The 20,101-nt window shown below is 59.9% G+C and carries 17 protein-coding genes; 11 read left to right on the top strand and 6 right to left on the bottom strand.

The genetic code is table 11. The features are described 5' to 3' along the window. Positions 1-62: 62 nt before the first annotated feature. Both ERE07_RS10690 and ERE07_RS10685 read right to left on the bottom strand, forming a co-directional pair. On the bottom strand, positions 63-818 hold the full coding sequence (locus tag ERE07_RS10690) for an SDR family oxidoreductase (protein ID WP_130008811.1): 756 nt from the start codon (positions 816-818) through the stop codon (positions 63-65). A gap of 63 nt (positions 819-881) precedes the next feature. Next, entirely contained in the window at positions 882-1,580 is a 699-nt protein-coding gene (locus ERE07_RS10685) for a DUF2238 domain-containing protein (RefSeq protein ID WP_130008810.1), read from the bottom strand. Between the two features lie 226 nt (positions 1,581-1,806). On the opposite strand from ERE07_RS10685, the gene ERE07_RS10680 reads away from it, so the two are divergent. The 6 genes from ERE07_RS10680 (at position 1,807) to ERE07_RS10655 (ending at position 7,667) form a co-directional block, all read left to right on the top strand. Then, on the top strand, positions 1,807-2,235 hold the full coding sequence (locus ERE07_RS10680; RefSeq protein WP_130008809.1) for a hypothetical protein: 429 nt from the start codon (positions 1,807-1,809) through the stop codon (positions 2,233-2,235). 238 nt (positions 2,236-2,473) lie between these two features. Then, positions 2,474-3,151: a response regulator gene (locus tag ERE07_RS10675; RefSeq protein ID WP_130008808.1), complete on the top strand. Its 678-nt coding sequence runs from the start codon at positions 2,474-2,476 to the stop codon at positions 3,149-3,151. Next, positions 3,141-4,589 (top strand): sensor histidine kinase, encoded by a 1,449-nt coding sequence (locus tag ERE07_RS10670; protein WP_245153629.1) that lies wholly within the window; start codon positions 3,141-3,143, stop codon positions 4,587-4,589. Before ERE07_RS10675 ends, ERE07_RS10670 begins: the two co-directional genes overlap by 11 nt. Before the next feature lie 115 nt (positions 4,590-4,704). Continuing rightward, positions 4,705-5,703 (top strand): Bug family tripartite tricarboxylate transporter substrate binding protein, encoded by a 999-nt coding sequence (locus ERE07_RS10665; protein WP_130008807.1) that lies wholly within the window; start codon positions 4,705-4,707, stop codon positions 5,701-5,703. Positions 5,704-5,706: 3 nt separating this feature from the next. After that, complete coding sequence (locus tag ERE07_RS10660; RefSeq protein WP_130008806.1) at positions 5,707-6,144, top strand: tripartite tricarboxylate transporter TctB family protein; 438 nt, start codon at positions 5,707-5,709, stop codon at positions 6,142-6,144. Further along, positions 6,141-7,667: a tripartite tricarboxylate transporter permease gene (locus tag ERE07_RS10655; protein ID WP_130008805.1), complete on the top strand. Its 1,527-nt coding sequence runs from the start codon at positions 6,141-6,143 to the stop codon at positions 7,665-7,667. The genes ERE07_RS10660 and ERE07_RS10655 overlap by 4 nt, the downstream gene beginning before the upstream one ends. A 123-nt stretch (positions 7,668-7,790) precedes the next feature. On the opposite strand, the gene ERE07_RS10650 is transcribed toward ERE07_RS10655, so the two are convergent. After that, positions 7,791-9,185, bottom strand: coding sequence for a CoA transferase (locus ERE07_RS10650; protein WP_245153627.1), 1,395 nt, complete (start codon positions 9,183-9,185; stop codon positions 7,791-7,793). A gap of 505 nt (positions 9,186-9,690) precedes the next feature. On the opposite strand from ERE07_RS10650, the gene ERE07_RS10645 reads away from it, so the two are divergent. Next, on the top strand, positions 9,691-11,385 hold the full coding sequence (locus tag ERE07_RS10645) for a sodium:solute symporter family protein (RefSeq protein ID WP_130008804.1): 1,695 nt from the start codon (positions 9,691-9,693) through the stop codon (positions 11,383-11,385). Between the two features lie 11 nt (positions 11,386-11,396). Further along, a complete protein-coding gene (locus ERE07_RS21845) occupies positions 11,397-11,528 on the top strand; it encodes a putative transporter small subunit (protein WP_425330972.1) in 132 nt (43 codons plus the stop codon). A gap of 12 nt (positions 11,529-11,540) precedes the next feature. Here the strand turns inward: ERE07_RS21845 and ppc are convergent, their stop codons facing one another. Beyond that, on the bottom strand, positions 11,541-14,399 hold the full coding sequence (gene ppc, locus ERE07_RS10640) for a phosphoenolpyruvate carboxylase (protein WP_130008803.1): 2,859 nt from the start codon (positions 14,397-14,399) through the stop codon (positions 11,541-11,543). 107 nt (positions 14,400-14,506) lie between these two features. On the opposite strand from ppc, the gene ilvD (ERE07_RS10635) reads away from it, so the two are divergent. Together ilvD (ERE07_RS10635) and ERE07_RS10630 are read left to right on the top strand one after the other, a co-directional pair. Then, positions 14,507-16,366, top strand: a complete 1,860-nt coding sequence (gene ilvD, locus ERE07_RS10635; RefSeq protein ID WP_130008802.1) for a dihydroxy-acid dehydratase — start codon at positions 14,507-14,509, stop codon at positions 16,364-16,366. Between the two features lie 39 nt (positions 16,367-16,405). Beyond that, on the top strand, positions 16,406-16,786 hold the full coding sequence (locus ERE07_RS10630) for a Rieske (2Fe-2S) protein (RefSeq protein WP_425330971.1): 381 nt from the start codon (positions 16,406-16,408) through the stop codon (positions 16,784-16,786). 57 nt (positions 16,787-16,843) lie between these two features. On the opposite strand, the gene ERE07_RS10625 is transcribed toward ERE07_RS10630, so the two are convergent. Continuing rightward, on the bottom strand, positions 16,844-17,590 hold the full coding sequence (locus ERE07_RS10625) for an SDR family oxidoreductase (RefSeq protein WP_130008800.1): 747 nt from the start codon (positions 17,588-17,590) through the stop codon (positions 16,844-16,846). Between the two features lie 57 nt (positions 17,591-17,647). Further along, a complete protein-coding gene (locus tag ERE07_RS10620; protein ID WP_130008799.1) occupies positions 17,648-18,088 on the bottom strand; it encodes a CopD family copper resistance protein in 441 nt (146 codons plus the stop codon). Between the two features lie 315 nt (positions 18,089-18,403). Here ERE07_RS10620 and ilvD (ERE07_RS10615) point away from each other — a divergent pair, with 315 nt between their 5' ends. Beyond that, positions 18,404-20,089, top strand: a complete 1,686-nt coding sequence (gene ilvD / locus ERE07_RS10615) for a dihydroxy-acid dehydratase (RefSeq protein WP_130008798.1) — start codon at positions 18,404-18,406, stop codon at positions 20,087-20,089. Positions 20,090-20,101 lie beyond the last annotated feature (12 nt).

Here is a 20,101-nt window from a genome sequence, read left to right as displayed (position 1 = left end):
GTGGTCTATGCCACGGGCTTGGCAGGAGATCGGACCGGAACCTGTCTGGCAGTGGCCGGCGTCTAGCCGCGTCCTATATAAGGCATCTTGGTCGCCATCACCGTCATGAACTGAACATTGGCGTCCAGCGGCAGGCTCGCCATATACAGTACGGCCCGGGCAACGTGCTCCACATCCATAAGGGGTTCCGGGCGCGTCGACCCGTCCGCCTGCAAGACGCCGCGGTTCATGGCCTCGGTCATGTCGCTGGCGGCATTGCCGATATCGATCTGGCCGCAGGCAATATCGTATTTGCGGCCATCCAGCGAGGTGGCTTTGGTCAGCCCGGTGATGGCATGCTTGGTGGCCGTATAAGACACCGCGTTGGGCCGGGGAACATAGGCCGAGATCGATCCATTGTTGATAATGCGGCCACCGCGCGGTTGCTGGTCGCGCATCAGGCGAAAAGCACCTTGGGTGCACAGAAAAGCGCCTGTCAGGTTGATATCGACGGCGTTCTTCCATTGCTCGTACTCGAGTTCTTCGAGCGAGACTGCGCGGGCGAAAATACCGGCGTTGTTGAACAGCAGATCGAGCCGGCCGAAGCGTTCCTTGATGCTTGCAAACAGTGCTTCCACATCAGCGGGACTGCTGACATCCGTGGGGACGACCAGTGTCTCCACACCCAGCGCGCGTCCTTGCTCCGCTGTGGCCTCCAGTGGCTCGCGGCGCCGGCCCGCCAGCACCAGTGAATATCCGTCGCCCATCAGTGCGAGAGCGATGCTTTTGCCGATGCCGGATCCCGCGCCAGTGACCAGCGCTACTTTCTTGGTGTTCATGGTTACTCCTCCCGATGGTTCTGTCTGGGCATGGTGACAAGACACTGAGTGTAGCCGTTCCGGTTAATGATGCTTCATGCCTTGCGACCATTCCCAGGCAAGGTCGCGTTTCATGCGTACGTTGAGGGCGGCGGTGATCAGCATGGCGATGAGCGCACCCAGCGCCGCCAGCCCCATGTCCTTGTGGGCATCCCAGATATCCCCCTGCGTGCCCAGATAATGCATGCCAAGGTCGCCGCCGAACATCATGGCGGCGCCCCATTCGATCAATTCGTAAAGGGCCGACGTGCTGAGGGTAACGTCCAGCGGCAGAAAATAGGCCCAGAAGCCGCGTACTTCGACGATGCGCAGAAAAAATTCCCGAATGGGGTAGGCCAGCAGCAGGCCGTAGGAAAAATGCACCAATCGGTCGTAGTGATTCCGTTCCCAGCCAAAGACGCTATTGAGCGTATGACCCGTGAGCGCTTCCCACCATTGGTTGTATGGCACGTCGGAGTACGTATAGTGCGAGCCGATCATATGCAGTGTCAGGAACAGCAGGATCAGCAGCAGCGAAATATTGGAAAACCGGAACTGCTTTCTGATCAGCCAGAGTGCGGCAGCCAGCGCCAGCACCAGCATGTTTTCCAGCAACCATGCCGCGCGGTCGGACGGGTGAATGGCCAGGGCCGCCCAAAAGATGAGATAGGCCGCGGCGGCGCCATAGACAGTTTTGCGGCCCAGCCGCTGCTGTGAAAGCAAATGGATATTGGCGTCATGCATGCTTGACTGTCGGCTGGCAGCGAGGAGGGTGTTGCCCCTGCGCATCAGACCTGCCGCGCTTTTCCCGTAAGTGTTGATACTTGATGCAACTCAGCGGGAAAGTATAGTGAATATCGTCGCAGCAGGCGCCAATTTGACACGCGCGCTTACAAGAACGAACAGGCCCGGTGGTATAAAAATTTTCAGGAGCAGGCATTTTGCCTGGAACCATCTGATGGGAGTTTCAATGAATCGAACTATCACTGCTGCATTGGGTATTGTTCTGTGCGCAGGCCTGGCCGCCTGCGGTACCACGCGCGACAAGGAAGGCGACCTGGCCCAGAAAACTGTGGAATACAAATGCGGCACAGGTAACGGCGAATCGCTGACAGCCCAATACACTTTCCAGGGTCAAGAGGCGCTGGGCGCAAAGGTCATCTTCGGCGACCAGGTTGTAGACCTGACGCGCTCGACCTCCAGCAACGCGGATATGGTCGGCAATACGTTCCGAGGAAATGGCTATACCTGGACGACAGACAAGTTCACCTATGATACGGCGGGTGAAGCCAATGGCACGATGCTGACGCAGGATGCGGCGGCGGGGCAGGCCGGCGCGAGCCAGGCAGGCTCGGCGACGGTGCTGGCGCGCGAATGCAAGGCGATCAGCGCTTCGTAGTGCCGGGGGCTGCGTAACCGGCAGCCTTGATCTCCGGCAAAAAGGGGCGGCATTCTGTTCAGCAGAGGCCGCCTTTTTTTTGCGGCGTTGGTGGTTAGTGGCATCGGCTTGCGGGCTTTCGCGACAGGCGACGTCGGCAGGCATCGTATGTGCAGGGCGATGGGTTCAGCCAAGGTGGCGGGCAGCGCAGAAGGATTCCGGGCTAAACTGCCCGTATGGTCCGGACGATGTTTCTCCTATGCGCATACTTCTTGTAGAAGACGAAAGCGAACTGGCCCGCTGGCTGACGCGTAGCCTGGCCAGGCATGGTGGTTTTGTGGCCGATTGGGCGGATGATGCCGAGCTTGCCGAGCGTCGCATGGCGGTCGAGGAGTTCGATGCCATCGTTCTTGATCTCGGCCTGCCCGGCATGGACGGGCATACGTTTCTTGCCAGGCTGCGGGCGCGGGATGATCGTACGCCCGTGTTGGTGCTGACCGCGCGCGACTCGCTGGTCGAGCGTATCGATACCCTGCACAAAGGCGCGGATGACTTTCTGCGCAAACCTTTCATTATCGAAGAGCTCGAAGCGCGTTTGGTGGCCTTGGTCAGGCGCAGCCGTGGGCGCGATCATCCGCGGCTGTCGCTGGGCGATCTCGTGCTGGATACGGCGGCGCAGCGTTTTTTGGCGGGCGGCCAGCCTTTGGCCTTGTCGCCTCGCGAATTTGCCGTGCTCAAAGTGTTGATCCAGAAAAGCGGAGAGCCGGTCTCCAAGCAGCAGATTCTGGATCGCATCAGCCCGGATGATCGGGAAATCAATCTCGAGGCCATAGAGGTACTGGTGCACCGCTTGCGGAAAAAGCTGGTCAATACGGGGGCTTGCATAGAAACCCTGCGCGGCATGGGCTATTGCCTGGAGCCGGCTCGTGAAGTTTAGTCGGCAGACACGCAGCAAGCGCAGCCTCAAGTCCATTCTGCTGTGGTCGCTGGTGCCCACGTTGCTTTTGTTCATGACGGCTGCGTTGTGGCTGTCCAATCATCAGTTGCGCAAACAGATCGATCTGGCCTACGACCGTTCGCTGGCGGGCGCCTTGCGCTCTATTGATCATCAGATATCCACGGTCAGCGGCGGCCTGTCCATAGAGCTGCCTTATTTGATGCTGGAATTCTTTGAGCTGACCGCGAACGAGAATGTCTATTATCGTGTGATGACGGAAGACGGTCTGGCCGATATCGGCAATCAGCAACTGCCTTTGCCAGAAGGGCCGTTGGTCTCCAACCAGCCACGCTTTTACACCGCAGTCTATCTTGGACAGCGCGTGCGCATTGCCGCATTGGCCCGACCAATGGATCCGCCGATCTACAACAATATCGGCGGGCGGGTGATCGTCCTGGTTGGCGAAGATGTCGCCACGCGCGAAGCCTTTATCGAGTCGATGCTGTGGCAGTCGGTCGAACGGGATATCGTGGCGGTCCTGATGATCATGCTCATCCTGGTGCTGGCCGTGCTGTTTGCGCTGCGGCCGCTTACACGGCTGGAGCAGGAACTGGAGGATCGGCCGCCTGATGACCTGCGCCCCATCGAGGATGACGATATCCCCGCGGAGGTGCAGCCGCTGGTGAAAGCCGTCAACCTGCACATGGCACGCTATGAGCGGCAGGCCAGGTTGCAGAGTCAGTTCCTGGACGATGCCTCGCACCAGTTGCGCACCCCGCTGGCCGTCCTCAGAACGCAGCTTGGCTATGCGTTGCGCGAGTCCGATCCACAAGAGGTGCGCATGGCGCTCATGGCCATGGGCGAGGGGCTGGAGCGGGCCGAGCGGACAGCGAATCAACTGTTGGCGCTGGCCAGGGCGCGCGAGGCCTCGGCGCTTGACGATGAACCCGAAGATACAGAGCTTGTGGCATTGGCTGAAGATATTGTCCGGGTGCTCTATCCGGCGGCCCGAGCGCGTCGCCAGGACCTTGGCCTGGATTGCCCCGATGGCGCGATATGGATGCGCGCGCCCGAATGGCTATTGCGCGAAGCCATTGCCAACCTGGTCGACAATGCCTTGCGCTATACCCCGGTCGGGGGCGTGGTCACTTTGTCTGTACGTCGCACCGCGTCCGAGATACGCGTGATGGTTGAAGACAACGGGCCTGGCATGTCGCCCGCCGATATCGAGAAAGCCGGGGTGCGGTTTCGGCGTGGCAAGGCAGGCAAGAACACCTCGGGCGCAGGGCTGGGCCTTGCGATTGTGGACGCCATTATGCAGCAATTGCATGGCCGTTTTTTGCTCGAATCAGAAGGAAATGGCTGTCGCGCCATATTGGTGTTTACCCTAGATATGCCCCGTTACGGGTCGTTGCCGGCAAGAAAAACGAAAAATTGAAAGCATTCCGAAAGCCAAGTTTTCGTACGCTTGCGCCGTGAGTAGGCTGGCGTTATGGGCCGGCACATCCCGCATGCTGCTGTGTGCATGCAACGATTCCATCAGGAGACGGCATATGAAAACAACATTTTTGCGTAAGCTTTTGTCAGGGTTTTTGCTGGCCAGCGGCGTGCTGGCGGCGGGTTCGGCCTTGGCGGCCGATGGGCCGCGTCGGCCCGAATGTATTGCGCCGGCGCAGCCTGGCGGCGGCTTTGATCTTACCTGCAGATTGGCGCAGGAAGGCCTGGAAGTGTCTGGCCAGCTCAAGGAGCCCATGCGCATTATCTACATGCCGGGCGGTATCGGCGCAGTGGCCTACAACCATGTGGTCGGCCAGAAGCCGAGCGCGGGCAACAGCATTGTCGCGTTTTCGGGCGGGTCGCTGTTGAATCTGGCGCAAGGCAAATTCGGCAAATACAACGTCAATGACGTACGCTGGCTGGCGGCGGTGGGTTCGGACTATGGCGTGGCGGTGGTGCGCGATGACTCACCCTATAAAACGCTGAAAGACCTGATGGACGCGCTCAAGGCCGATCCCAGCAAGATCGTACTGGGCGCCGGTGGTACGGTGGGCAGCCAGGACTGGATGAAAGCCGCGCTGACCGCACAGGCTGCAGGCATCGATTTCCGCAAGATGCGTTTTGTGGCCTTCGAGGGTGGCGGCGAGTCCAATACGGCTCTGCGCGGCGGCCATATTCAGGCTTACATGGGTGATGCGGCAGAGGCCTACACCATGCTCCAGGGCGGCTCGCCTATCCGGGTGCTGGCCGTATTTGCCGATGAGCGTCTGCCCGGCGAAATGTCCGATATTCCTACCGCCAAGGAACAAGGGTTTGATATCGAATGGCCCATCATCCGCGGCTTCTATGTTGGCCCCAAGGTGTCTGACGAGGACTACAACTGGTGGGTCCAGGCCTTCAAGAACATGCAGGATGATCCCAAATTCGCCGAGCTGCAGAAGAAGCTTGGGCTGTTCCCCTTCAAGATGTCCGGCCCCGAGCTCGACGCCTTTGTCAAAGAGCGCGTCAAGGCCTATGAAGAGCAGGCCCGCAGTTTTGGTCTGGTCAAGAAGTAAGTCATGACGGATCGCTACCTTGGTTTTGCCGCGATCCTCTTCGCGGCGCTCATGGTCTGGTTCGGATGGGATATCGAGGCTCCATTTTCCTACGAACCCGTGGGGCCGCGCGCCTTTCCGCTGCTGCTGGCCGCCTGCATAGGCTTGTGCGGCGTCTGGCTGCTGTTCAAGGGCCGCTTTCATGCCGAAGGCAATCCGCCCGGCGCCAACGGACGCATTGCGCTGATGGTGATCTATTGCATTGCCTATGCGCTGCTGTTCGATACGCTGGGTTTCATCGTTGCCACAGCCCTGGTCACTGTGCTGGTAGGCCGCCTGTTTGGCGGGACCTGGGGCAAGGTTGCGCTGGGCGGTGTGATCATGAGCATTTTCTTCTTCGTTCTGTTCGACCGGGTGCTTGATGTGGTTCTGCCCCTGGGTCTTCTGGAGTCTGTCCTGTGAGCGAAATCCTTTCCCACCTGCAGATGGGCTTTGGTGTCGCCTTTTCGTGGTCCAATCTGGCGGTCGCCCTGATCGGCGCTTTCTTTGGAACCATGGTGGGCGTGCTGCCGGGGCTCGGCCCCATCAACGGCGTGGCCATGCTCATCCCCATCGCGTTCGCGATGAACCTGCCTCCGGAAACGGCGCTGATTCTGTTGGCTGCCGTATACGTGGGCGCCGAGTATGGCGGCCGCATCACGGCCATTCTCATCAACGTGCCTGGCGAGGCCAGCGCCATCATGACCACGCTCGATGGCTATCCTCTGGCGCGCCAGGGGCTGGCGAATGTGGCGTTGTCACTGTCCGCCTGGTCGGCCTTTTTTGGTTCGCTGGTGTCGGTCATCGGCATTATCATCCTGGCGCCATTGCTGGCGAAATGGGCGCTGGCCTTTGGTCCGGCCGAATATTTCGTGCTGATGGTCTTCGCTTTCTGCTGCCTTACCAGTCTGCTGGGCGACAAACCCGTCAAGGGGGCGCTCTCCGCGCTGATCGGCCTGGCGATCGCGACAGTAGGTGTTGATTCGAACTCCGGTATTTATCGCTACACATTCGACTCCGTGCATTTGTTCGATGGCATACAGTTTGTGGTCGTCGTCATTGCACTGTTCGCGGTGGCGGAGCTGCTCGAGATGCTTGAAAAGCTCGTCGGCGGGCAGCATGTCGAAGTCGAGTCCAGCGGGCGCAAACTGTTCAATGTCAAAGAGCTGGCGTTTACGTGGTGGACCGTGGTGCGCAGTTCGCTGCTGGGGTTTGTCGTGGGCGTGTTGCCTGGCGCTGGCGCAAGCGTCGCGTCAGCGGTGGCCTATTCCAATGAGAAGCGGATCTGTGAAAACAAGGATCCCGTTAATTCGAAGTTTGGCAAAGGCGATCTGCGGGGCGTCACCGCGCCTGAAGCGGCAGCTACGGCGTCGGCGGTGGGCTCGTTTGTTCCCATGCTGACGCTTGGCGTGCCGGGATCGGGCACGACAGCAGTGATGATGGGCGCGCTGACGCTTTATAACATCACGCCCGGCCCCGTGCTGTTCGATACCAAGCCCGAGCTGGTGTGGGGCCTGATCGCGTCGCTCTTTATCGCCAATGTGATTCTGTTCCTGATGAACGTGCCCATGGTACGCGTGTTCTCCAAGGTGCTGTCGGTGCCGGGCTGGTTGATGGTTCCGGGCATTCTTGCGGTCAGTTATATCGGTGTGTATGCCATCAACGCAGGTACTTTCGATCTGATGATGGCCGCTGTCATTGGCGGGATCGGCTACCTGCTGCGCAAGGCTGACGTGCCGATGGCGCCGCTGGTGCTGGGCGTCGTGCTGGGCGACATGATGGAGCAAAATCTGCGGCGCGCATTGTCGATCACGGATGGCAACCTGCATATTCTGTTCGACAGCGGCATTGCAAAAGGCCTGTGGCTGGTGTCGATCGTGATTGTGGTGGTTCCGCCTGTGCTGCGTTACCTGCGCAAGCGCAAATCGCGTTTGCAGACCGCCTGAACGGCCTGCGCCCGATGTTTGGATGTGGCTGAGGCCAGCATGAGAAACCGGGTGCGCGATGCGCCCGGTTTCTTGCCTTGGGTGCGGGGCTGCCGTGTGTGAATCCTGGCTTTTACAGGGTGTTCAGGGCCACTGCGGCGTGCTTTCCCGCAATGCGGAGGCTGGCACGTCCCAATGCATGGGGATGCCTTCTATCCAGCAAGGGGGTACCAGCCGCTGCGCAGGACCCCAGCTCGTCATCTCGATGGCTGGCGCCAGGTCTGCGTCAGTTTCAGGCGTCAGGGCGCTGGTGCGGATCGCCTGTTGCGATGCGAGCAGTTCGCCGGTACACGCCAAAGATAGTTGCATGGTTGTGCCATGCCCATCGTGCAATCTATTGGTAAGCCCCTGCAATGCGGCCGCAGCCATCAGGTAACCTGTGGCTTGATCCAGCGCCTGCACAGGCAAGGGCGTAGGGATGTCTTTGTTGAAGTATTCCATGCCTGCATGCGCAATACCGTTGCTCAACTGTACCAGGCTGTCGAAGCCGCGCCTTGACTGCCAGGGGCCGGTCCAGCCATAGGCGTCCAGGCACACGTCGACCAGACCGGGGCGTATCGCCTGGCGTTCGCGCTCGCCCAGACCCAGACGCGCCAGTGCGTCGGGTCGATAGCCATGTATCATCACATCGGCTTCCGCCAGCAATGACCGTAGCAGCTCCAGTTGCTGGCCATCCCGCAAATCCAGTTCGGCGCAACGCTTGCCCAGCGTGACTTCGGGCACCATGCCGGGCTCTGTCCACCAGGGGGGATCGATGCGCAACACCGTGGCGCCATAGCCCGCCAGAAAGCGGGTGGATACGGGTCCCGCCAGGACGCGGGTCAGGTCGAGCACGCGCAGTCCAGCCAGCGGCCTTCCCGGGCTGGCGAGCGTGCGGCGCTGGCTGGTGCCGTTGTGACGAAGCCCAGCGTCACGCTCGTGGCGGGAGCAACGGAAAACCGGCTCTGCGGCGACCGCCTTGCCTTGCGGATGTTCGGCCCACGATGTGCGGCTATGCATGGCCGCCGCACACGCATGTGCCTGGACCAATGCATCCTCAAGCGCTTGCGCATCCCAATGGGCAACGGCGTTGGCAACAGCCTGATGGTCGGGCGCGCAACCCAGCACCGCTATCGCAGCGGTGCGATGGTGCGGCGCATTGGCGTGTATGCGCAACCAGCCGTCCCGCGTGCGATAGTCGCCGGTAATGGGATCGCGCACATCGGGTAAGCGCCAGCCCTGCGGGCGAAGAGAGGTGCCGAACCACAAGGAGGCCAGGCGTCGGTCAACCGCCACATCAGGGCGCCGGCCGAAGCTTGCGTCGACATAATCCGCCAGCGCCTGTGCGGCAGTGCCGATGGCAGCGACAGCCAGCGGCGTGACCGCAAAGGCAGATTGCAGGCTGCCTTGTCCCAGCAGGACCGGTAGGTGGGGTGAGGTCGGGGGCGCGCACGGCTGCATGGCGTGCATGAAATCCGTGATGATTGCAGAGTCATCCATGATGGTGTCCCGTATGGCGTAAAGCGGCGCAACGCATGGTGTTGCGCGATTTTCTACTGTACATCATTCATTGATGCCCGGCGTACCAAGATCATTGAAACTTCAAGCGTGTTGGACGCCGACGCATGCAGACGGTACAATGCGTCCCGAGACATTCTGTATTGCAGCAAGCGCGCGGCAATAGTTGGCAGAATGATATTTTGAGGCAATGCCTCGTCAAACGGCTGCTACGCAGTAGCCCGGTTTAACCGCCGAAACAATATGCCCGGCCTCGCGGCCGCGGAACTATCCGCTGGTTTCTTTGAGGCCGGTACCGCAGATTCAGGCTTTCAGCGCGTCAATGCCGGTTCTACCGGGTTTTCGTCCTTTGCTTTGCCTGGGGCTGCAACAAGGCACCTGGTATGTGTCTTTCATGCAGGACTGCAGTGGCTTGGCCGCAGCGGGCCGGTATGACTGCGCGCGTTCGTACCAACGCCATGCATGCAACAAAAGGGAGAAATAAAACATGCTAGAGGGAGAATTTTTTCAACTCTCGACGTCGTCGGCATTACTGCTGCTCGTTGGGTTCTACGGGCTTACATTCCTGCTTTCCCTGCTCATCGGGAAGAAAAAGGAAAACGTTGACGGCTACATGGTTTCCAACAATGCAGTCGGTTTCGGCCTTTCTGCGGCAAGCATGATCGCTACATGGATCTGGGCTGCCTCATTCTATGCGAGCGCGACGTCGGGCTATCGCTATGGGCTGTCGGGCCCTATCCATTATGGATTCTGGGGCGCCCTGATGATTCTGTTCATTTATCCGTTCGGTCGGCGCTTTCGCGCCTTGGCACCCAAGGCGCATACCCTGGCAGAGGTGATACAGGCCCGTCATGGTTCGTCCAGCCAACTGATCATGGCGGTGTCCAATCTGATCGGCAGCTGTATCAGCCTGATGGTCAACTTTACGGCAGCGGGGGCGCTGGTATCGGTGCTGAGCCCCCTCAGCTTCATACAGGGTGTGCTCATCGCGGGTTTGGGCGTGCTGTCTTATACCTTGTGGTCGGGGTTTCGGGCATCGGTCATGACCGACTTCGCACAGTTGATCGCCATGATTCTGGCCGCCGTGATCATTATTCCGCTTATCTTTTTCAATGCGGGCGGCACAGACATGTTGATGGCCAATATGTCCAACCTGTCGCTTGAGCAGCAGGACTTCTTCTCCACGACAGCCATTCTGGAACAGGGCGCTCCCTACTTTGTGGCGGTACTGGCCTATGCAATAGGCAATCAGACCATCGCGCAGCGGCTGTTTGCGGTGCGAGAAGATCTCATCAAATCCACTTTTCTGACGGCGACCATAGGCTATGGCGCGGTCGTGATCGGGCTGGGCATGCTGGGTATGCTCGCGCTCTTTGTGGGTATGCAACCGGCGGATGGCGACATGAACAACATCATCCCCCAGATGGCATCCACCTATTTGCCGCCTGCGGGTATCGCCCTGTTTTTCATACTGGTGATAGGCTCGCTCTCGTCAACGGCCGATTCTGATCTCTCGGCGCTGTCGGCCATCATGATGACCGACATCTATGGCAAGAATCTTGCGCGCGGGAAACCCAATCCGGCGCGCATGCTGTGGTGGGGGCGGATCACGATGATCGTGGCAACTATGCTGGGTGTCGTTTTTGCCAGCTTGCAGCTTGATATTCTGATGATGCTCGTGTTTGTCGGCGCGTTGTGGGGAGCCATCGTGTTTCCCGTGATTGCCAGTTTCTACTGGAACAAGGTCACCAACAAAGCGTTCACTACTTCGGTCATTCTGGCGGTGCTGCTGTTTGCTGTTGCCCGGTTTGAACTCATTCCGATGGATGGCGTTACCGCGGTGTTCTTTGAGTTGTGCGCGACCGTGGGGATTGGAATCGTGATTGGCTTGATGGCCTTCGGCTTTTCCAACTTCCGGATTGCGCTGGTGATTGGCACGCTGGCGGGTGTGGTTGCCGCGCCTTATGTGCTGGGCAACCTGCGTGATTACACCGTATTGCTGAGTTCGTTGACTGCCTATGGTGTCAGTGCCATTGTGTGCACGCTGATGAGCTGGCGCAGCAAAGAAGATTTTGATTTCAGCCTGCTGGCCAAGCGCGTTACTTCATTTCATGACGACGAGCCGGAAGCGCAGCAGGATACCGTTCTTCCGGGCCGTGAACTGGCTTCGGCACGAAGCTAAGGAGACAAACCATGACAGCGATTCTTCTTACCGGATACATTCTTGTCTGGCCTGTTATTTCTGCGGCCATTCTGCTGCTGCTGGTGATTTGCCTGATTCGAGACATGCGCGCCGCCCGCAAGGGCGGCGGCGACATGGTCTAGGCCGCAGCCGCCTTATCCAGAGTTGCGCAGCCCGGCGGCGATCCCATTGATGGTCATGTGGATCGCGCGCTGGCTGCGGCTTTCTTCATCGCTGCCCTGGCCGCGTTTTTTGCGTTCCTGGCGATGACGGCGCAGCAGCTCCACCTGCAGGTGATTGAGCGGATCAATATAGGCGAAGCGTTCGCTGAGCGCAGCGCCCAACTGCACATCGTTGGCCAGCAGCTCGTGCTGGTTAATCTGCTGGAACATGTCCAGCGTAAGCGCGAACTCCGCTTCGATGCGCGAAAAAACACGCTTGCGCAGCCGCGCATCGGGGACGAGTGCGGCGTAGTGCTTGCCAATATTCAAATCGGTTTTGGCCAGCACCTGTTCCATGTTCGACATCAGCGTACGGAAGAAGGGCCAGACTTGCGCCATTTCGCGCAATTGCGCCAGACGTTGCGCAGGCGTTGACGGTGCGCCGTCACAGCCTTGCTTTACATAGGCATCCAGTGCCGATCCGACGCCATACCAGCCTGTCAGCATGATGCGGCATTGCGCCCAGGAGAATCCCCAGGGGATGGCGCGCAGGTCTTCGATCTTCTGGCTGGATTTGCGCGAGGCGGGGCGCGAGCCGATATTCAATCCGGCGATTTCCAGTATTGGCGTTGAGGCAAAGAAGTAGTCATTGAAGCCTTCTGTGCCATACACCAACGCCCGATAGCTGCGCTCGGCCATGTCGGACATGAAATGAAGCGCAGCCCCAAAACGGGCCATGTTGTCGTCTTCGGACTGGGAGGTGGGTGACGTTGTCGCCAGGCTGGCTTCCAGTGTCGCGGCAACGATGTTTTCCAGATGCCAGCGGCCGACTTCGGCGTCCTTGTACTTGCCTTGTATCACTTCGCCTTGTTCCGTAAGACGGATCTGCCCGTTCACCGTGCCTGGCGGCTGGGCCAGGATGGCGTCGAAACTCGAACCGCCGCCGCGGGCGACAGAGCCGCCGCGCCCGTGAAACAGACGCAGGCGAACCTTGCGCTTCTTGAATACTTGCACCATTTCCCGTTCTGCGCAGTACAGGGCCCAGTTGGACGTGAGGTACCCGCCATCCTTATTGCTGTCGGAATAACCCAGCATGACTTCCTGTATGCCTTCCTGAGTTTCGCGCACGCGGGCGGAAACTTCGGGCAGGTCAAGCCATTGCGCCATGATCTCGGGGCCCCGCATGAGATCAGGTATGGTTTCGAACAGCGGCACGACCATCAACCCTGCCTGCAGGGCTTGCGTATCCGGCAGCGTGGGTGAAATCAGGCCTGCTTCTTGTTGCAGCACGAGCACCTCCAGCAGATCGCTGAGGGTTTCGGTGTGAGACACAATTGTCTGGCGTATGGCGGCTTCGCCATATTTGCTGCGGCAGGTGGCGGCCATGCGCAGAATGGCCATCTCCTTTTCGGTTTCCGCCGAATAGTTGAGCCAGGGGGAGACGAGCGGGCGCGCTTCGCGGATTTCGCGGCGCAGCAGCGCGATGCGCTGTGCTTCGTCCAGCTTGTCGTACACGACCGGCTTGCCATCCATCTGTACGCCTGCTGCCAGGAAAAGTTCGGTCAGAACGCGTTCGTGCACGTCCGAGCTTTGGCGCAGATCGACGGAAGCCAGATGGAACCCGAAAATACTGACAGCCTGTATCAAACCCGACAGGCGTAGTTGCGCGATCACGCCGCCATGGTGCCTGTCCAGCGAATCGGCAATCACTTGCAGATCGCGCAGAAAGGCATCTGGATCAGGGTAGGGCTGGGCTTCGTACGTGGGGCGACGCGCCAGTGTGCGCCCGGTAAGCGTCACGGCCGTCGCGGCCATGCGGGCATAAACGTGAATGAAGGCGCGTCGATAAGGTTCATCCAGACGATGGGCCGAGGCGTCCTGGCTGGCCAGCGACAGCGCCTGCAGTTCGGGGCTGGCATTTTCCAGGGAGCGGGACAGCGACAGCTCTGTGCCCAGTATCTTGATTTCATCCAGATAATGCTGGATCACCAGGGTGGACTGGCGCAACAGCGCTTGCTCCAGCGTGGCTGCGTCGACGTTCGGGTTGCCGTCGCGGTCGCCGCCTATCCAGCTGCCCATGCGCAGAAACGGCGGCAGAGGCTGCGTGTTGACGGTAAACACGCTTTTGCCAAGCGGCGTCAAGCGATTGGAAAGGTCTTGGTACAGGCGCGGCAAGGCACTCAGGAATGAGCTGGTGTAGTAGCTCAGCGCGTTGTCTATTTCATCGACAACAGTCAGTTTTTGGCGGCGCAGCATGCGAGTCTGCCACAGCGTCGCGACCAGGCCGGTCAGGCGCAGATTGAGCTGCTGCTGTTCGGACGGCGTAAGCGTGTCGTCGTTGTGAGCCAGTTGGCGAGCGATTTCGCGATGCAGATCCAGTGTGCTTTTGCGCTGAACTTCGGTAGGATGGGCTGTGAGGACGGGGACAATGCAGGCCTGTTCAAGATAGCGCAGAATCCTGCGCCGGCTGATGCCTTGCTCATGAAGCAGGTCCAGGGCATGCTGCAAACTGCCTTGCATGGGCGTGGCTTGCGTGAGTTCATGCTGCCGCTGGCGGCGGTTCTGGTCGCGGTCCTCGGCGATGTTGGACAGGTGCAGAAAATAGCTGAAGGCGCGCGCGACGGAATTGACGCCGTCTTCTTCCAGACGCTGGATTTGCCGCTCGAGCACGCGGCTGTCGTGAGGGTTGCCTTCGCGTCGGAATTTGACGGCGGCGCGGCGCATTTTCTCGATCACGTCATAAACCGTTTTGCCTTCGCACTCTCTGATGACCTCTCCCAGCGTCTTGCCGAGCTGACGGATGTCTGTGCGTAAAGCGGATGATTCCCTGGAAGATGGGGCGGGCTGGCTCACGAGGTCTCCTGCTGTTTTCGAGTGGTTGAAAGAATCCAACTATACGATGGATTATCATTGGATTTTTTCGCCTGCAGTTCCAACGACTGTTTTTCTTTGAGTTTCACATGCCGCAATATCGTTCACGTACGTCTACCCATGGCCGCAACATGGCCGGCGCCCGCGCCCTCTGGCGCGCCACTGGCATGCAGGATGATGACTTTAACAAACCCATCATCGCTGTTGTCAACTCTTTTACCCAGTTTGTTCCGGGCCACGTGCATCTCAAGGACCTGGGGCAACTGGTGGCTCGTCAGATCGAGGCGGCCGGCGGCGTGGCCAAGGAATTCAACACCATTGCCGTGGACGACGGCATCGCCATGGGGCATGGCGGCATGTTGTATTCGCTGCCTTCGCGCGAGCTGATTGCCGATTCGGTGGAGTACATGGTCAACGCACACTGCGCCGATGCGATGGTATGCATCTCCAACTGCGACAAGATCACGCCGGGGATGCTGATGGCCGCCATGCGGTTGAATATTCCTGTTGTGTTTGTGTCGGGGGGGCCTATGGAGGCGGGCAAGGTTTATGAGCCCGGCACCACGACCGTGATCGAAAAGCTCGATCTGATCGATGCAATGATCAAGGCCGCGGACCCGAATGTCACAGACGCGGAGGCAGCCGAGGTCGAGCGCAGCGCCTGTCCTACTTGCGGCTCATGCTCGGGCATGTTCACGGCCAATTCCATGAACTGCCTGACCGAAGCGCTCGGTCTGGCGCTGCCGGGCAATGGCACAATTGTGGCGACGCATGCGCGCCGCCAGGCCTTGTTCGAGGATGCGGGGCATCTGGTGGTGGACTTGTGCAAACGCTATTACGAGCAGGACGATGCTTCTGTATTGCCGCGCAGTATTGCCTCGTTTGCGGCGTTCGAGAACGCCATGACGCTGGACGTCGCGATGGGGGGCTCAACCAATACGGTGTTGCATCTGTTGGCGGCGGCACAGGAAGCAGGGGTGGATTTCACCATGGCAGACATCGATCGGGTGTCGCGTCGCGTGCCCTGCCTATGCAAGGTGGCGCCAGCAACCAACAAGTATCACATTGAAGACGTTCACCGCGCCGGCGGGATCTTTGGCATTCTGGGCGAGCTGGCGCGGGCGAATCTGCTCAATCTGGAGGTGGGTAATATTCACAGCGGCACATTGGGTCAGGCCATTGAGAAATGGGACGTGATGAGCGGCAAGGCCACGCAGGCGGCACAGGCCATGTACAAGGCAGCACCAGGCGGCGTGCGTACACAAGTGGCATTCAGCCAGAACCGGCAATATTTGCAGCTGGATCTGGATCGCGAGCAAGGGTGTATCCGTGATCGCGCGCATGCCTATTCTCAGGATGGCGGATTGGCGGTGCTGTACGGAAACCTGGCACCCAAAGGCTGCATTGTGAAGACGGCAGGTGTGGATGAAAGCATCCTCACCTATACGGGTGTGGCACGCGTGTATGAAAGCCAGGAAGACGCGGTTGAAGGGATTCTGGGCGATCAGGTGAAGGCGGGCGATGTCGTGGTGATCCGCTATGAGGGGCCCAAGGGCGGGCCTGGCATGCAGGAGATGCTGTATCCAACGTCGTACCTGAAGTCCAAGGGGCTGGGCAAGTGTGCAGCACTGCTGACCGATGGGCGGTTCTCGGGCGGGTCGTCGGGGCTGGTGATTGGCCATGCTTCGCCGGAGGCCGCGGAGGGCGGCAATATTGGTCTGGTGGAGGAAGGGGATACGATAGAGATCGATATTCCTGGCCGGACAATCCATCTGTCAGTCACTGATGAGGAGCTGGCACGCCGGCGGGCGGCGATGCAGGCGCGAGGGGCCCAGGCTTGGCGGCCTGTATGGCGGGAGCGGGTGGTGTCGCAAGCGCTGAAGGCTTACGCGGCGCTGGCAACATCGGCGGACCGCGGGGCTGTGCGAGATGTTTCGCAGTTAACGTAACGGGCGCACCCGGATTCGCGGCGCCTGTCTGGGATGATTATGGAAGCTACCTGGGTAGAGGTATGCGCGGCATCGGCCTTGGTGGACGGCGGTCTGGCGGTGAAACTGCCCGTGCTTCATGCAGGTGTTGCGGCAACTGCATTTTTTGTGCGGTTCGAGGGGCGGGCGCATGGCTATCTGAATCGATGTCCGCACATGGGCGCCGAGCTGGACTGGGAAGGCAGCGTTTATACGCGCGCAGGGGATTTGCTGATGTGCGCCCGGCACGGGGCAACGTTTCAGCCCGATACGGGCGTCTGCGTGGGTGGGCCCTGTCGATCCAGCATGCTGCATAAGCTGGATGTTTTCGAAGAGGTACGTTCGAACGTGCGGATGGTGGTGTGGCGGCCGTCAGGCAAGACACTTCCAGCAGTATCTTAATTGGGTGCGGCTTGAGGTGCGCCGGCATCGGGCTGTCGTCGCGCTCGCACTATAGCGTTATAGCCCGCCGCTGCACTGCACGACCGTCGCTGTCATGTAGGACGCGCCGGGCGAGAGCAGCCAGACGATGGCGTTGGCGATTTCCTCAGGTTCTGCCAGCCGACCCATGGGGATTTTGGGGGCGACGCGGGTGGGGCGGCCAGGTTCCCCGGCCGTGGCATGGATATCGGTGAGTGTCGAGCCCGGGGAAACAGCGCAAATGCGTACGCCGGTGGTGGCGAGTTCCCGGCCCAGGCCGATGGTGAAGGCTTCCAGGGCCGCTTTGCTGGCGGCGTAGTGTACATATTCGCCGGGGCTGCCGGTGCGTGCGGCGACCGATGACACGTTGATGATCACGCCGGGCACGCCGGCGCGGCTGAAGGCATCCAGGGCGGCGCGGGTGCATTGCATGGCGCCCAGCACATTCACGCGAAAGACGCGCTCTATGGTGTCGTCCGTGGTTTGCGAAAACGGGCCGATGGGGCCAGTGATGCCAGTATTGTTGACGAGCGCGGTCAGGGGGCCGAGCGCTTGTTCCGCCTGTGAGAATAGTCGGGGGATGTCGGCAGGCTGCCCGATATCCGCCTGTATGGCAACGGCCTTGCGCCCGCGTTGGGTGACGGCCTGGACAACACGTTCCGCGGCGGCGGCGTCGCTGACATAGTTGACGGCGACATCGAACCCGGCTTCAGCCGCCGCGAGAGCGGTGGCGGCGCCTATGCCCCGGCCCGCACCGGTAATCAAGACTACTTTACTGGCGGCCATGCTGTCCCCTTCTGTGGTGGCGTTGTCGGGGATATTATGCCGCAGGGGGCGTCTCGTTCACCAGTTCAGATAGAACATCGCCTTGGCCAGGAAGACGATGCCCAGCACGTGGCAGAACACGCTCAGATGAATGCGCTTGAAGTGGATGGAGCGCATCTTGCCGGTACGATGCAGTGTCATGGCCGTGATGAAATGCGCGAGGACACTGAGCGCCAGGACGATCTTGATGGTGAGCAGCAAGCCGAAACTGCTGTCAAATGGATGCGCCAGCATGGCCCGGTATTGCCAGGCCATGCCCACACCTGCGCTGTAGAGCACCAGCATGACCCATGGCATGATTTTGCGTGCGGTGGCGCCAATGGCCTGTTCCATGGTGCGCATCACTTCGCGTGGCACATGCTTGCGAACGTTTTCCAGAATAAGTACTTCAAAAAAGACGGTGCCGACGAACATGATGGCCGCAAACAGGTGAAGGGTGAGCAGAACGTAGTAATTCATGGCTGGAACGGATTGGGTTGAACGCGCATTCGGCGGGGCATACCTCACCTGGCAGCCGACAGCATTGCATGAGGCTGGGGGCAAATCCATGATGAATATCAAGAATAACGGCTGTTTACTGTCTTCATGCAACGCAACATTGGTGTCAGCGAGGCTATTGGCACGGCTGAGCAGGGGGACGGTTAAACTAATACGTTGGCGGGCATCGCTACGCGCCTGATTGGCGCGGGCGTCGGCACGCAGCGGCATCGGCCCAAACCAACACACATCAACAAGCCGCCTTTGTATCGGGTGGCCAGACGGAGACCTCCCAGCATGAGCACTTCCAGACGTTTACGTTCCAGCCATATCACTCAAGGTCCCGCGCGCGCGCCCAATCGCTCCATGTATTACGCGCTGGGCTACAAAGAAGAGGATTTCGGCAAGCCCATGGTGGGCGTGGCCAATGGTCACAGCACCATCACGCCCTGCAACAGTGGTCTGCAGAAGCTCGCCGATGCGGCCATCAGGGCGATCGAGGATTCGGGCGGCAATGCGCAGGTATTCGGTACGCCCACAATTTCGGACGGCATGGCCATGGGGACCGAAGGCATGAAGTACTCGCTGGTTTCGCGCGAAGTCATCGCCGATTGTGTTGAAACCTGTGTGCAGGGCCAGTGGATGGATGGCGTCCTCGTGATCGGAGGCTGCGATAAAAATATGCCGGGTGGCATGATGGGCATGCTGCGCGCAAACGTGCCGGCGATTTACGTTTATGGCGGTACGATTCTGCCGGGCCGCCTCGATGGCAAAGATTTGAACATTGTCAGCGTGTTTGAGGCCGTCGGCGAAAATGCGGCCGGTCGCATGAGCGATCAGGAGCTCAAACGCATTGAGCTACATGCTATTCCCGGGCCGGGATCCTGTGGCGGCATGTACACCGCCAACACCATGAGTTCAGCCTTCGAGGCGTTGGGCATGAGCCTGCCGTACTCTTCCACCATGGCCAATGTGCATGATGAAAAAACCGATTCGGCCGCCGAGTCTGCGCGCGTGCTGCTCAAGGCCATAGAGCGCGACCTCAAGCCGCGCGACATCGTGACCCGAAAATCCATAGAGAACGCTGTCAGCGTTGTCATGGCCACAGGCGGTTCCACGAATGCCGTGTTGCATATCCTGGCCATCGCCCACGCCGCGGATGTTGAATGGACGATCGATGATTTTGAGCGTGTGCGCCAGCGCGTGCCCGTGATCTGCGACCTGAAGCCCAGCGGCCACTTTCTGGCGGTGGATTTTCACAAGGCGGGCGGCGTGCCGCAGGTGATGAAGCTGCTGCTCAACGAGGGCCTGATCCATGGCGATTGCATCACGATAACGGGTGAGACGATTGCTGAAGTTCTCAAGGATGTGCCGGATACGCCTTCAGCAGACCAGACCGTGATCTTTCCCATCGAGAAGGCGCTCTACAAGCAGGGGCATCTGGCGATTCTCAAGGGCAACCTTTCGCCTGAGGGCGCTGTCGCCAAGATTACCGGGCTGAAGAATCCGGTCATTACCGGCCCTGCGCGCGTATTTGATGACGAGCAGTCGGCCTTGCAGGCTATTCTGGACGGCAAGATCAAGGCGGGCGACGTCATGGTGCTGCGTTATCTGGGGCCCAAGGGCGGCCCGGGCATGCCCGAAATGCTGGCGCCCACGGGCGCCTTGATCGGGGCGGGCTTGGGCGATTCGGTAGGCCTGATTACCGATGGTCGCTTTTCTGGGGGCACCTGGGGCATGGTGGTCGGTCACGTAGCTCCAGAAGCGGCGGTTGGCGGAACCATTGGGCTGGTTCATGAGGGCGACTCCATCACCATCGATGCGCATCAATTGCTGCTTCAGCTGAATGTGCCGGATGACGAAATCGAAGCCAGGCGCGCGCAGTGGAAAGCGCCGGCGCCCCGCTATACCCGCGGTGTGCAGGCCAAGTTCGCATTCAATGCCTCAACAGCAAGCACCGGCGCCGTCCTGGATAGCTTCTAGGCCGTGCCAGAG

The organism is Allopusillimonas ginsengisoli (genome assembly GCF_004153455.1).
GTDB lineage: Bacteria > Pseudomonadota > Gammaproteobacteria > Burkholderiales > Burkholderiaceae_B > Allopusillimonas > Allopusillimonas ginsengisoli.
The sequence above is the reverse complement of the archived record's forward strand: the minus strand, read 5'-3'. Positions and strand labels throughout refer to the sequence as shown.

Excerpts from the sequence above, each read along its gene's own strand:
- ERE07_RS10620 (WP_130008799.1), bottom strand. The coding sequence starts at position 18,088 with ATGAATTACTACGTTCTGCTCACCCTTCACCTGTTTGCGGCCATCATG.
- ERE07_RS10630 (WP_425330971.1), top strand. The coding sequence starts at position 16,406 with ATGGAAGCTACCTGGGTAGAGGTATGCGCGGCATCGGCCTTGGTGGAC.
- ERE07_RS10675 (WP_130008808.1), top strand. The coding sequence starts at position 2,474 with ATGCGCATACTTCTTGTAGAAGACGAAAGCGAACTGGCCCGCTGGCTG.
- ERE07_RS10645 (WP_130008804.1), top strand. The coding sequence starts at position 9,691 with ATGCTAGAGGGAGAATTTTTTCAACTCTCGACGTCGTCGGCATTACTG.
- ERE07_RS10680 (WP_130008809.1), top strand. The coding sequence starts at position 1,807 with ATGAATCGAACTATCACTGCTGCATTGGGTATTGTTCTGTGCGCAGGC.
- ilvD (WP_130008802.1), top strand. The coding sequence starts at position 14,507 with ATGCCGCAATATCGTTCACGTACGTCTACCCATGGCCGCAACATGGCC.
- ERE07_RS10650 (WP_245153627.1), bottom strand. The coding sequence starts at position 9,185 with ATGGATGACTCTGCAATCATCACGGATTTCATGCACGCCATGCAGCCG.
- ERE07_RS10625 (WP_130008800.1), bottom strand. The coding sequence starts at position 17,590 with ATGGCCGCCAGTAAAGTAGTCTTGATTACCGGTGCGGGCCGGGGCATA.
- ERE07_RS10690 (WP_130008811.1), bottom strand. The coding sequence starts at position 818 with ATGAACACCAAGAAAGTAGCGCTGGTCACTGGCGCGGGATCCGGCATC.
- ERE07_RS21845 (WP_425330972.1), top strand. The coding sequence starts at position 11,397 with ATGACAGCGATTCTTCTTACCGGATACATTCTTGTCTGGCCTGTTATT.
- ilvD (WP_130008798.1), top strand. The coding sequence starts at position 18,404 with ATGAGCACTTCCAGACGTTTACGTTCCAGCCATATCACTCAAGGTCCC.
- ERE07_RS10685 (WP_130008810.1), bottom strand. The coding sequence starts at position 1,580 with ATGCATGACGCCAATATCCATTTGCTTTCACAGCAGCGGCTGGGCCGC.
- ERE07_RS10665 (WP_130008807.1), top strand. The coding sequence starts at position 4,705 with ATGAAAACAACATTTTTGCGTAAGCTTTTGTCAGGGTTTTTGCTGGCC.
- ERE07_RS10660 (WP_130008806.1), top strand. The coding sequence starts at position 5,707 with ATGACGGATCGCTACCTTGGTTTTGCCGCGATCCTCTTCGCGGCGCTC.